We start from the raw sequence: 12,151 nt of genomic DNA on the forward strand, positions 1-12,151 counted from the left end.
AGTAGTAGAGCAACGAGCTTGAGAGACACCTTTGAGCAAAGGAAATATTGACTAATTGTTTTGATCATACTAAGTGTATGATACTCTATGGAAAATCAACCTTTATACAGACAATTTGGCAATTTAAGATTTATCACGTACCTTATGAAGACAAGCTCATCCAATTCTTTATTAACAGTTCCTACAGGTGCATTGAGGATTTCTGAATTTACACCCCAGGAAATAGCTGAAAACAATCCCATTCTCCTCTCTTTAGTAATTCCTACTTATAAAGAACGTGACAATATCGAAAATGTAGTCAATATATTAAGTGGCTTATTGGATAAAGCTATTCCTGGTAATTATGAACTCATTATAGTAGATGATGATAGCCCTGACCGAACTTGGGAAATAGCACAATCTCTCATATCAGATTATCCGCAATTACGGGTCATGCGTCGTCAAGAAGAACGGGGACTATCTTCAGCCGTAATTCGTGGCTGGCAAGCGGCCACAGGGCGGGTATTAGGCGTGATTGATGGCGATTTGCAGCATCCTCCAGAAGTATTAACACAACTATTACAGAAAATCGAAGAAGGGGCTGATTTAGCCTTGGCTAGTCGTCATGTCGAGGGTGGTGGTGTGAGTAGCTGGAGTGTAATTAGACGCTTTTTATCGCGGGGGGCGCAGGTATTAGGATTAGTGATTTTACCGGGAGTTTTAGGGAGAGTTAGTGACCCAATGAGTGGTTATTTTATGGTACGACGAAGTGCGATCGCCAATACCACACTTAACCCCATAGGGTACAAAATTCTTTTAGAAGTCATTGGTCGGGGACAGGTAGGAGAAATTGCCGAAGCTGGTTATGTGTTCCGCGAACGAACAGAAGGAGAAAGCAAAGTGACGTGGAAACAATATGTAGACTATATTCAACACTTAATCAGATTACGGTTATCTACTGGAAGAATAGGAAAAATTCGTCAAAAAGTTAACTTCCCTATGGGACGATTTCTCAGATTTGGTGCAGTGGGACTTAGTGGCGTATTTGTAGATTTAACCATATTTCATATCATGCGTACCGTGATTAACATGGGTTTAACTCGCAGTACAATTTTTTCGGCCGAAGTAGCAATTCTCAATAATTTTCTTTGGAATGATTTGTGGACATTTGGGGATATTTCCCGAAAACAGACAGGAAAACGCCAGCGTTTCAAAAGATTCTTAAAATTCAATATGGTCTGTTTAGCTGGGATAATCATCCAAACCTTAGTAGTCAATTTCCTATTTAATAACTTAGGTATGAATCAGTATATAGCCAAATTAATAGCGATCGCAGTTGCCACAATTTGGAACTTTTGGGTTAACCTAAAACTAAGCTGGCGAGTCACAGAAGTCAAATAAATCCATTAATTCATCCGCGTTTATCCGCGTTTATCCGCGTTTAATTGTATTAGTTATTTGATTAAACAAACCAGACATACTCATACCCGTCACCAACAAACCGATTAATCCGAAACCATTCAAAATCGGATAAATTGCCTGTAAATGAAAAATTTCCCCAGTATGAATTTCCAACATTAATCGAGAAGAAAGTCCAATATTAATCGGCCATTCCTTAACAACAGTAGCTAACATTCCCGTCAACACAGTTAATAAAAGTGGGACACAAACAATAATGCCAATAATCCGATGATATTTACGAAATGCTTTTTTCACAGTAATCCTCCGAAATAGAATAAAATTATTAAACGCAGATGAACGCAGATAAACGCAGATGAATTAAGAGATTATTATTACCTTTGCGCCTTTGCTCCTTTGCCTCTTTGCGCGAAACATCTTAATTATCTACGTCGCCAAACCTTCAATCCTTCAAACCACAAAATACTAAAAACCCCAGAAGTGAGACTAACTAACAAATCATCAAAATGCAGAAAAGAGAACCGGAATAAATGGCGTAACACAGGAACATAAAGCACCAGTCCCATAAACACCACACCACCACCTAATACCCACCAAAGTGCTGCATTAGGAGTGCGTAACATTTCAGGAATAGTCCGCGACCAAGAACGATTACTCAAAATCATACTCAAATTCGAGACAATTAAAGTAGTAAAAGCCAAAGCGCGAGCATCAAATTCTCCATGTCCAGAGTAAAAAGCCACACCAAATACAACCACCAGCACCACCAACACACCTACCCCTTGCAGCAGTGCTAATTTCAAAGTCCGACGGCTGAATAATGACTCTCTAGGGTTGCGGGGTGGACGGTTCATGATATTGCTTTCTTCTGGTTCAGCCTCAAATACTACAGTACAAGCCGGGTCAATAATTAAATGTAAAAAAGCAATGTGAATCGGCAGTAGCACCAGCGGCCAGTGAAATATTACCGGAATCAAGGACATTCCCGCAATCGGAATGTGAACCGCCAAAGTATAAGCCATCCCTTTTTTGAGGTTATCAAATACTCGTCGTCCCAGCCTCACAGATTGGACAATGGCAGAAAAATCATCATCTAACAAAACTAAATCCGCAGCTTCACGGGCAACATCTGTACCCCTTTCCCCCATAGCAATACCGATATTTGCGGCTTTCAAAGCTGGGGCATCATTGACACCATCTCCAGTCATAGCCACGATTTCACCGCAGCGTTTGAGGGCGTTCACAATCAGTAATTTTTGTTCGGGAACAACCCGCGCGAAGATATTCACGGTTTGAATGCGAGACAGTAATTCACCTTCTGGCATTGTTTCCAGTTCTGCCCCGGTAATTACTTCTGTGGCGGGTTTTAGACCGATTTGGCGGGCAATATTTTGGGCTGTGGCAGGATAATCACCTGTAATCATTACTACCCGAATACCAGCAGTGTAACATTCGGCAATAGCTGGGGCAACAGTTGGGCGCACGGGGTCAGCCATGCCTAGCATTCCTAAAAAGGCAAATTCAAAGTCATGTTGGGCTTCAGGAAGAGATTTGAGGGTTTTATTTTTTTGATGTTGGCCAATGACTTTGGCTACACCTAAAACACGCAAACCAGCAGCAGCCATTTTATTAATTTGTTGTTCTAAATTTTGTCTTTGTTGGGTGTTAAAATGACAAAGATCAGCGATCGCTTCTGGCGCTCCTTTGGTAGCAACTACTAACTTATTTTCTGGAGATTGCCACACACAGGACATGGCTAATAATTGACCCGTGAGGGGATATTCCCGCAGTATTTCCCAATCTTGATGTAAATGTTCGGTTCTGGCTAAATAGTCATCACCAACCTGTTTCAAGGCTTTTTCCATGGGGTCGAAAGGGTCTTTGCGACTAGCTAAAATCCCAAATTCGATTAATTCATGGAAAGTTTCGGGCAGGGCTTCTCTTTCATGGAGAGCAACATCGTAAAATTGCGGTATTAAGGTTGTCGGTTGATACACAAATAATTGCTGCACTGACATCCGATTAAAAGTCAGCGTTCCGGTTTTATCTACACAGAGAACGGTCGCAGAACCCAGTGTTTCTACTACGGGAACACGCCGAGTTAACACCCTAGCCTGGGAAAATCTCCAAGCACCTAAAGCCAGGAAAATTGCCAAGACCACAGGAATTTCATTCGGCAAAATCGCCATTGCCAGCGCCAAACCTGCTAAAATTCCTTGTAGCCAATCGTTCCTAGTTGCACCGTAAATAACGATGACAGCCACGCAAATAGCGATCGCTACAAAGGTCAATTTACTGACAATTTTTCGAGTTTCCCGTTGCAAAACCGTGTCCTCCTGTTCCACAGTTTGCAAGGCTTTCCCAATTTTACCCATTTCCGTCTGCATACCTGTGGCATAGACTTGGGCAATTCCCTGACCTTGAACTATCAACGTTCCTGAATAGACAAAAGGTAGATCTTCACCACCAGGACGGTGCTGGGTGGCTGTTCTCATGGTGTTTTCTAAATCGGTGCTATCTTCTACTGATTGCTTGCGAACGGGTAAAGATTCACCGGTTAATAGAGACTCATCCACGCTCAAATGGGTAGACCACATCACCACAGCATCCGCAGGAACTCTATCACCCTCTGACAAAACAATCACATCTTCTCCAACTACTTCCCGTCCTGCAATCCGTTGACGTTCACCATCACGAATCACCAATGCACGGGGACTAGAAAGATCCCGTAATGCTTCCAAGGATTTTTCTGTTTTTTGTTCTTGGTATAAGTTGATGCCGACAATAAAAAAGATGAAACCTAACAAAATCAACGCTTCCTGAGCATCACCCAAAAACAAGTAAATGATACCACAACCTAATAACAGGAGAAAAATTGGCTCTTTGAAGATTTCTAAGGCAATTTCCCAGATTTGACGATGTTTGCTAGATGGTAACTCATTATATCCTTCTTGTTGGAGGCGATCACCTGCGGTTAATGCAGATAACCCCGTAATAGATTGGAGTGCAATTTTATGAGTCATGATAAAAGTTTTGTTTTCACGTCCACGTAGCGTGCAGAGTACATATAGCGATCGCCAATAAATCCCCAAAATTTATCTTAAAAATCTCTTAAAACTGTTATTCTGAGCAGAGCGTTCCCACTCATAGGCTTATGACCATGCTGCACTATTAGAGGCGACACCAATACCAGTATCCGCCACTTCCATAACTACAAAATCATCCCATTTAACGATTTTTATCCTGACCAGACCATCATTAGATGGATATTGCAAAGTATTTCCTAGCAAATTGCCACGTTGTCCTTTCCGAGTTTTTTACCTTTGCTGTTTTATCATGGGAAATATTAGAGCGGTACAAATAAAAATATCCATTAGGAGTTAACAGTATGAAAAGTTTCAAACCGATGTTAATTATTGCAAGTATCAGCTTACTGACTTTAGTAGGTTGTAACAAACCCGAACAAGCTGCCACTGAAACTACCCCAGCTACAACTTCCAATTCTACAGAAAAAGTCCCAGGACAAAAATCCACAGCGGGTAATACAGGTTTACTCGCTGTAGTCTCCAAAACAAAAACCGCAGTTAAAGCTGGCAATTTTGTTCAAGCCAAAAAAGAATTTGACAAATTTGAAGATGCTTGGAAAGAAGTAGAAGACGGAATCAAAGCTAAATCTCGTAATAATTATGACGCTGTAGAAAAAAGTATGGATGAAATTTCAGGAGAATTCAAAGCTGCTAAACCTCAAAAAGACAAGTTATTAGCATCATTACAGTCATTAGAAAAAACTATTAATGCTATTTCCAAGTCTTAATAAAATCTCAAATGCAATAATTTTGAATGGGACAACATTTAAATAAAATCTGTTTTCTGTAGGGTGGGTAATGCCCACCATTCTTGCTTAAATGTCTTGGATTAGTCACTTTTTTGAGTAGTTTGCATATAACGATAAATTGCTGCTATATTCCGAGCATCATCAATACCTCGATGATGTGTACCTTGTAATTCCATTCCTAAATGTTCCAAAGCTTGTGCCATACCAAACTTATCAGATACACCTAAATATTCAGAAAATTCCGTTTTAATATTTCTGTGTTCTGCACCAAAAGGATAAGGAATATGATGAAATTTACAATCTTGGATAAATTGCGATTTATCGTAATTACCCCAAGAACAAAATATATTATTAGGAAATAAATTCATCCAATCAGTTAATTTTGACATCACTTCTGGGAAACTTTGTGCTGCGTCAACTTGTCGCTGAGAAATACTAGTCAATTCTGTGCAAAAAGCTGTAAGTTGAGGATTTCTCACAGGTTTAATAAATTGTTGAAACTCATCATCAATTTCCCAAGTTTGACGATTTAGTATTACCGCACCAATTTCAATAATTTCCATCTGATGACGGGGAATGCTCTTTTGATGACAACAAGTAGCTTCAAGATCAATGATCAAAAAGTAGTGATTCATAGGTAATTGGTAAATTTATTATATCCCCGACTTCTTTGAGAAGTCGGGGATATTATTTTTATGTTATTTACAAATTCATGAAAAAGGTTTGAGCCATTTTCGTAAAATAGCAATATCTAAAGCAAAAGCAGCAAAGGCAAACCACAATATACTTTCTCCTGCTAAGATTAAAAAAGGCAAAACCGGATTATTTATATGCCAACCAACTTCTATTTGAGTTAAACCTCGCACCAAACCAAAAGCCCAAACTCCACCAGTTTTCAGATGAGGATTGGCATCTACGCGGATAATATAACGATAGGTGACACCAAATAGAAACCCAGAAAACCCGGCGATAACACCATTTAATAATATCTGTAAATTCACTATATCAATTTTATCATAACTAACCAAGGGAAAATACTTATCCAGCCATAAAACATTAATAAAGCTAGTGCTAAGGAAAGCTAAACCTAAAGATACGCTACCAATTGCTCCCGCTTTGAGGGATTCTAACCGTTCTGCCATTAATTCCATAATTTTTCTAACTCTCCTACCAATATAGTTAATAAATCCACTGCGTTTTCCCAGTATGATGAATATTAGAGCCGTTTTGTAATTATTTGAAAAGTAGAACTATGATTTTGACACTGGGTTGGGTATCGCTGTTAGTTGTGTTTACTTGGTCTATTTCTATGGTAGTTTGGGGACGCAACGGACTATAGAGGCATCGTGGAAAGTCCATTTTTGGGTATTTTAGCCGTATTTGGTGTAGTGCTGCTAGTAGGAGTCACTGGTGGTGTTGTTTATCTAACATTAGCAGATTGGCGCGATCGCCGTCGTCTCGAAGACGAAACCCGCGAAGCCCGACGTAGCACTAGCAAGCGAAAATGATTCTCTTACAGCTGACGTATAGCTGTATTTTGCGTTAAAAAGTGTTTATGTAGGGATAACAGCTATTCGTATCCCTACATAATCTATATTTATTGTTAAAGCAGATATCCAGGGAATAAATTCCCTGTCTAATAGCCAAAGTCGGTTAAAACCGACTAATAATAATTCTCTCTCTTCCTCTTTGCGCCTTTGCTCCTTAGCGCCTGCGAAATAAAATTAATTAAGTAAAATAGAAAAAAATATACCTGTCTATAGCCAAAAACTACAAACAAGTACAATTAAAAATAACAGTAGTTTATTAAAAAAACAAAATTATTAGTCGTTATCCCACTCTTCGCGTCCGATTAAATCACCAATGCGATCGCGGAGTAAAAAATCACATTTCTCTAATTCACATTCTACACAAACCCACTCTCTAGCCGGAATGAACTGGCAAAGTGTATATATTGGCTGTTGACGACCAACCATTCCCCTCTCCACCAGTCGGCGTGCTTCGTCCTGAATAACATTCAGAGAGTAGTAATTGTAATTGATAGAAGGCACCGTATTCACACTCATGGTTTTTTTCTCACAAAATTACATCAAAAATACATTTAGATAGCGTTCCTGTTATGCACGAGGAACAAAGATGGCAATAATTAAACCTGTGTTCAGGGTTTTGTAGTTTGCTATACGGAACTATTATCATTTTGACGCTATACACCTCTAAATTATCTAAAGAAATGTTAAGTTTGTCAAGAAAGCGTGACATTCATGGTAATTGAATTTGATATTCCTAAGATAACAGCAGTTAAGTTTACTAATCAAACCTAGATATTTCTATTTTTAACATTTTTTAACATTAATTTGTATAAAAACTATTAAAGTTATACTAGATTTGCTATGACGTTAACTGTATTAGTATATATAGGCTTATGGCGTTTGACCTCTACCCTCAGACACAGGATTTGCAATACCCATAATTCTCTAAAAATAGGGAATCAAGGCATTGCCCATTATCCCCATCTAGATGGTTTTAACAAGCAACAAGTTCCAGATTTATGGATATTTTGGGAAACTTTAGATCAATCATTCGGTAATCTCTTCTGCTCCCTCATCCATACTTGACAATGTTCGTTTTTCCTCCAGTTGGTTTAACAAACTCAGCACTTTAGTACCTCGTTCTATAGAACGATCTTCCACAAAAATTACTTCTGGAGTCCGTCTTAATCTGACCCTAGAGCCAAGCTCACTGCGAACGTAACCTGTAGCTGACTTTAAACCAGCCATTGTTTCCGTCTTCGCTTCCTCAGTTCCATAGATGCTTACAAAGATGGTAGCGTGTTGTAGATCCCCAGAAACATCCACATCAGTAACACTGACCATTCCCATACCCACACGGTCATCTTTAATACCGTTGAATAGCATTTGGCTAACTTCCCGTTTAATTAATTCAGCAACGCGGGAAACGCGGCGATTTGTAGCCATATAAATTCCGCCTTCTCACAGAGGTTTAATAACATGATTCTAAATGCAAATTAGAGTGGACGGTGCTTGAGGTGATAAAATCAACAGCAACAGTCCAATAAGCTCAACCCTTTTTTAGTTCTAGTTTAGATTGGATTCAATCCCAGCATAGCCCGCACGGTAAGCGTTACGAAAAAAAGACCACCGGCAAAAAAGCCTAAAATAGCAATCAGCGTCACAGGACGTTTCAAGAATGGAAACAGCGGCTCAAGGGTGTTTAGAAAAATACCCAAGACGATACTAATCAAGTACCGAGGGTAGCGAAAGACGTTATCCCAAAATCCATCAAACATTTGAATTTAGACTGCCTTATTATAAACTTTATTGATTAGTTAGTTTTTAGTTTAATCGTAAGTAGATGGTAAGTCAAATCCCTAAACAAACTTACCCACGGCCATTTTTAAAGTGGGCTGGGGGTAAGACTAGATTAATTTCGCAATATAAAGACTATTTTCCTCAGCATTATCAGACTTATTATGAACCATTTTTAGGTGGGGGAGCAGTTTTTTTCTATTTGCAACCATCCAAAGCAGTTTTAACTGATATTAATGCAGATTTGATTCTTACTTATCGGTGCGTTAGAGATCATCTTGAGGACTTAATAACTTTGCTGCAAGCACATAAGCAAAGACATAATTCAGAGTATTATTATGATGTCAGAAATTCTTATCCTGGGACAGATTTAGAAAAAGCGGCTCGGTTTATTTATCTGAATAAAACTTGTTTTAATGGACTTTATCGGGTTAATTCTCAGGGTAAATTTAATGTCCCTGTGGGAAAATATAAAAATCCGGGTATTTGTCAAGAAGAAATTTTGAAAGTGGCATCGGTCGCACTCAAGAAGGTAGAAATTAAACAAGCTAATTTTGAGGAAGTGCTAAATTATGCAACTGGTAGTAATGAATTTGTTTATTTTGATCCTCCCTATTATCCTCTAAATAAAACTAGCAATTTTACAGCTTATAGTAATTTTTGTTTTGACGAGAATCAGCAAATCAAACTCAGAGATATTTTTATTAAATTAGCTAATAAAGGTGTAAAGGTCATGCTATCTAATTCAGATTGTCCATTTATTCGTGATCTTTATAGTGATTTTAATATTCACACCATATCAGCAGCGAGGTCAATTAATTCTAATGCTCAAAAGCGAGGGAAAATTACTGAAGTATTAGTAACTTCTTATAAAAAATTGTAGGTTGGGTAGAACGAAGTAAAACCCAACATTCTTAAAAACGGTGAAACCCAACATTCTTAAAAACGGTGAAACCCAACATTGTTAAAATGGTAAAACCCAACATTGTTAAAAACAGTGAAATCCAACATTGTTAAAAACAGTGAAATCCAACATTGTGAAAAACAGTGAAACCCAACATTGTTAAAAACGGTAAAACCCAACATTGTTAAAAACGGTAAAACCCAACATTCTAAAATCTAACATTTCCATAAAAATGTTGGGTTTCCTTGCGTCAACCCAACCTACGGAATTGACTTTAATTGTTTTTAGCTTCAGCATGACCGTTACGAATAGACCATGCTAATTCCAACATTTGTGTCCAGCGTTTTTGGAGTTGTTTAGGAGTACATTGAACAGCTTTAGAAATAAGTAGATCACTTTGACAGGCAGTTTTTAATTCAAAAATTTGCTGTTGCTGTGGTGTAAGTTGATGCCAAAAAATATCCCATTGCTGGGAAGATAAACCTAACTTATGTTCTAAACCAGCACCTAACCATTGATGAACTAATTGCCATTGGTGCTGTTTGGCAAACTTCTCAACGTGATATTTAAATCTTTGCTGCAAATAATCGCGTTGACGACTAGTTAAACCCAGAATTTGATCAATTTCCGGTGCAGAAAGATCCTGGAGTTTGAGAGTCAAGTAATTCATACAATCAGATTGTCCTTGAGACTCCAGATATTTCATCAATTCGGTAATCACGCGATTGCGTTCCGACTCTTCAGAAGGGTCAAAACCAGGTTTAGCAATCATTTGCGAGCGAATTTGCTGCACTGCCACATTGCGTTGATAAGATTCTGCTTCTTCCGTTTTCGCAGAATCCACAGCCATTTCAATATCTACAGTAGTTTCTTGGGGTTGACGACGGGCAAAACCTTGAGCGCGTAAAACAATTAATTGCTGATTAGCACCACCAGGTAAATTAATCCGACGTTTGGCATATTGTTCTGTAAACGCCATATACTCAGCTACTTGTAACTGAGTCCGAGGGGTGTAATTTTCAGGTAATTCAGTTTCTCGACGAAAAGCTTTAATAGCTTCGATATAAAAAGCTTGTAAAAAATCTTCAATCAGATTGTAACGAGCCTCAAACCCTAAATCTGAGCCGGCAACAGTAACGTGACGATAAACAATTGCACCCAAGCTGCTGTGTAATTCTACCCGTCCTTGTTTAGAACCAAGTTGATAGTAACGTAAACACTTTTGTAAACGATGTCTTCCTAAAGTAATTTGCCAAGACTGAATTTGTCCTGAGTTTTGAATGCGAGAGCTTTTATCACATATCCGTTCTACTTCTTTGGCTATGCGGCCAACGACATCTTGTACACCTGAAGTGGCGGATTTAACTTGAGATTGCATCTCATGGGATAAAAGTTGCACCAATGTATCACTGGTGGGAATAGACAATTCTTCAAGAGAAATATAGCTATCAAAAGCAGATGTAGAATTAGGCAGATTGGCGATGTTAGCTTTCATGACTTTTCTATAAAATTGGTATTGCACCTTAACTCAAATGCAGATACGGTATTTAATGCCAGTCTCAGGAGGGAAAATCTTTGGAGATTTATTCCTCAAAATTCACCAACTAGATTGCTGATATGTAAATACTGTAGGAAATTTCCAAAGTTAAGGGCTTGTTAATTGTGTCGGTTTGTTTTTAGCAACTAAATCAAAGATGGCATATAAGATATTCACTGTGAGGGCAAATTGCCAAATTGCCAAAAGCCTAGTCATAGTAAGATTGGCTGATAGCCTGTATGGCGTAGCCATGATTACATGACTAAGGATGACAGCACCTGGAAGGATGACAATTTCAAAATTGGCGTAAGGTGATCATATAATTAGCGCAACGGAGTCCAAAACAAGGGGTTGCACTTGTAAAGCTTTATTCTTAAACCCAAGTAGCTACGGCTTCCCAACCTAAACCTCTCCGAATAATAACTGGTTCTTCATCGGTCAAATCTAAAATGGTAGACACTTGATATGTAGGTTCTTCGGCAGTGTCAATAATGATATCTACCAATTTATCCAAATGGTCATATAAATCTACCCTTGTCAAAATTGGTTGTTTTCCGTTCTCAACTATTTCCTGGTCTTCGTCATTTGCTCTAATATGAGCCGAAGTAGAAATAATCGGGTTTCCTAATGCTTCCATTAATGCCAAACAAACCTGATGATTTGGCACTCGAATTCCTGTGGTTTTGCGTTTGGGACTTTGTACTAGTCGTGGTACGAGTTTGGTAGCAGGGAGCAAAAATGTGTAGGGTCCTGGTATTAACCGCTTCATAATCCGGTAGGCTGTATCACTTACGGAGGCATAAGTCGCCACATTGGAGAGTGAGGGACATAAAAATGTCAGTGGTTTATCATTTGCTAACTGTTTGATTTGCCGCACTCTTTCCACCGCCGACTTGGAATTCAAATCACAACCAATTGCGTAAACTGTATCTGTAGGGTAGAGCATGATAGCGCCACCTAATAGCGCTAACTTTATTTCCTCTATTCGGCGGCTTTGAGGATTATCAGGATGAATGGTGAATATTTTGGCCATAATGATTATTGGTAATGGGTAATGGGTAATGGGTAATGGGTAATGGGTAATGGGTAATTGGTAATTGGTAATTGGTAATAGTTTTACCACTGACAACTGTACGGGCGAAGCATTTGGA

General features: G+C 38.7%; 16 protein-coding genes. 5 read left to right on the forward strand and 11 right to left on the reverse strand.

Annotation, left to right across the window (positions count from 1 at the left end; translation table 11 throughout):
* Positions 1-144: 144 nt before the first annotated feature.
* Positions 145-1,380, forward strand: a complete 1,236-nt coding sequence (locus tag FJR06_RS15695) for a glycosyltransferase family 2 protein (RefSeq protein ID WP_168651774.1) — start codon at positions 145-147, stop codon at positions 1,378-1,380.
* 30 nt (positions 1,381-1,410) lie between these two features.
* Here the strand turns inward: FJR06_RS15695 and FJR06_RS15700 are convergent, their stop codons facing one another.
* From FJR06_RS15700 to FJR06_RS15710, 3 genes are all read right to left on the reverse strand, one after another.
* Positions 1,411-1,695, reverse strand: coding sequence for a peptidase (locus FJR06_RS15700; RefSeq protein WP_168651775.1), 285 nt, complete (start codon positions 1,693-1,695; stop codon positions 1,411-1,413).
* Positions 1,696-1,820: 125 nt separating this feature from the next.
* Positions 1,821-4,421 carry a cation-translocating P-type ATPase gene (locus tag FJR06_RS15705; protein ID WP_168651776.1) on the reverse strand — a complete coding sequence of 867 codons (2,601 nt, stop codon included), beginning with the start codon at positions 4,419-4,421 and terminating at the stop codon, positions 1,821-1,823.
* Positions 4,422-4,550: 129 nt separating this feature from the next.
* Positions 4,551-4,688, reverse strand: coding sequence for an ATP-binding protein (locus FJR06_RS15710; RefSeq protein ID WP_168632540.1), 138 nt, complete (start codon positions 4,686-4,688; stop codon positions 4,551-4,553).
* 98 nt (positions 4,689-4,786) lie between these two features.
* On the opposite strand from FJR06_RS15710, the gene FJR06_RS15715 reads away from it, so the two are divergent.
* Complete coding sequence (locus tag FJR06_RS15715; protein ID WP_168632541.1) at positions 4,787-5,212, forward strand: DUF4363 domain-containing protein; 426 nt, start codon at positions 4,787-4,789, stop codon at positions 5,210-5,212.
* Between the two features lie 101 nt (positions 5,213-5,313).
* Here the strand turns inward: FJR06_RS15715 and FJR06_RS15720 are convergent, their stop codons facing one another.
* Both FJR06_RS15720 and FJR06_RS15725 read right to left on the reverse strand, forming a co-directional pair.
* Positions 5,314-5,868 (reverse strand): 3'-5' exonuclease, encoded by a 555-nt coding sequence (locus tag FJR06_RS15720; RefSeq protein WP_168651777.1) that lies wholly within the window; start codon positions 5,866-5,868, stop codon positions 5,314-5,316.
* A gap of 75 nt (positions 5,869-5,943) precedes the next feature.
* Complete coding sequence (locus FJR06_RS15725; RefSeq protein WP_168651778.1) at positions 5,944-6,384, reverse strand: hypothetical protein; 441 nt, start codon at positions 6,382-6,384, stop codon at positions 5,944-5,946.
* A 101-nt stretch (positions 6,385-6,485) separates the two neighbouring features.
* Between FJR06_RS15725 and petN the strand changes: the two genes are divergently transcribed.
* Together petN and FJR06_RS15735 are read left to right on the forward strand one after the other, a co-directional pair.
* Positions 6,486-6,572, forward strand: coding sequence for a cytochrome b6-f complex subunit PetN (gene petN, locus FJR06_RS15730; protein ID WP_013189847.1), 87 nt, complete (start codon positions 6,486-6,488; stop codon positions 6,570-6,572).
* Positions 6,573-6,579: 7 nt separating this feature from the next.
* Positions 6,580-6,741, forward strand: coding sequence for a hypothetical protein (locus tag FJR06_RS15735; protein ID WP_015079329.1), 162 nt, complete (start codon positions 6,580-6,582; stop codon positions 6,739-6,741).
* Positions 6,742-7,056: 315 nt separating this feature from the next.
* On the opposite strand, the gene FJR06_RS15740 is transcribed toward FJR06_RS15735, so the two are convergent.
* From FJR06_RS15740 to FJR06_RS15750, 3 genes are all read right to left on the reverse strand, one after another.
* Entirely contained in the window at positions 7,057-7,299 is a 243-nt protein-coding gene (locus tag FJR06_RS15740) for a DUF4327 family protein (RefSeq protein ID WP_015079328.1), read from the reverse strand.
* Between the two features lie 510 nt (positions 7,300-7,809).
* Positions 7,810-8,208: a 30S ribosome-binding factor RbfA gene (gene rbfA, locus FJR06_RS15745; protein WP_015079327.1), complete on the reverse strand. Its 399-nt coding sequence runs from the start codon at positions 8,206-8,208 to the stop codon at positions 7,810-7,812.
* Between the two features lie 125 nt (positions 8,209-8,333).
* On the reverse strand, positions 8,334-8,540 hold the full coding sequence (locus FJR06_RS15750; RefSeq protein ID WP_015079326.1) for a DUF751 family protein: 207 nt from the start codon (positions 8,538-8,540) through the stop codon (positions 8,334-8,336).
* A gap of 65 nt (positions 8,541-8,605) precedes the next feature.
* Here FJR06_RS15750 and FJR06_RS15755 point away from each other — a divergent pair, with 65 nt between their 5' ends.
* Complete coding sequence (locus tag FJR06_RS15755; RefSeq protein ID WP_168651779.1) at positions 8,606-9,442, forward strand: DNA adenine methylase; 837 nt, start codon at positions 8,606-8,608, stop codon at positions 9,440-9,442.
* Between the two features lie 295 nt (positions 9,443-9,737).
* Here the strand turns inward: FJR06_RS15755 and FJR06_RS15760 are convergent, their stop codons facing one another.
* The 3 genes from FJR06_RS15760 to FJR06_RS15765 all read right to left on the reverse strand — a co-directional run bounded on the left by FJR06_RS15760 (position 9,738) and on the right by FJR06_RS15765 (position 12,033).
* Positions 9,738-10,958, reverse strand: a complete 1,221-nt coding sequence (locus tag FJR06_RS15760; RefSeq protein ID WP_015079324.1) for a HetZ-related protein — start codon at positions 10,956-10,958, stop codon at positions 9,738-9,740.
* 150 nt (positions 10,959-11,108) lie between these two features.
* On the reverse strand, positions 11,109-11,252 hold the full coding sequence (locus FJR06_RS24020) for a hypothetical protein (protein WP_158310511.1): 144 nt from the start codon (positions 11,250-11,252) through the stop codon (positions 11,109-11,111).
* A gap of 121 nt (positions 11,253-11,373) precedes the next feature.
* On the reverse strand, positions 11,374-12,033 hold the full coding sequence (locus tag FJR06_RS15765; RefSeq protein WP_041458287.1) for an L-threonylcarbamoyladenylate synthase: 660 nt from the start codon (positions 12,031-12,033) through the stop codon (positions 11,374-11,376).
* Between the last annotated feature and the right edge of the window lie 118 nt (positions 12,034-12,151).

Origin of the sequence: Dolichospermum sp. UHCC 0352, assembly GCF_009711925.1 — a bacterium.
GTDB classification, from domain to species: domain Bacteria; phylum Cyanobacteriota; class Cyanobacteriia; order Cyanobacteriales; family Nostocaceae; genus Dolichospermum; species Dolichospermum lemmermannii.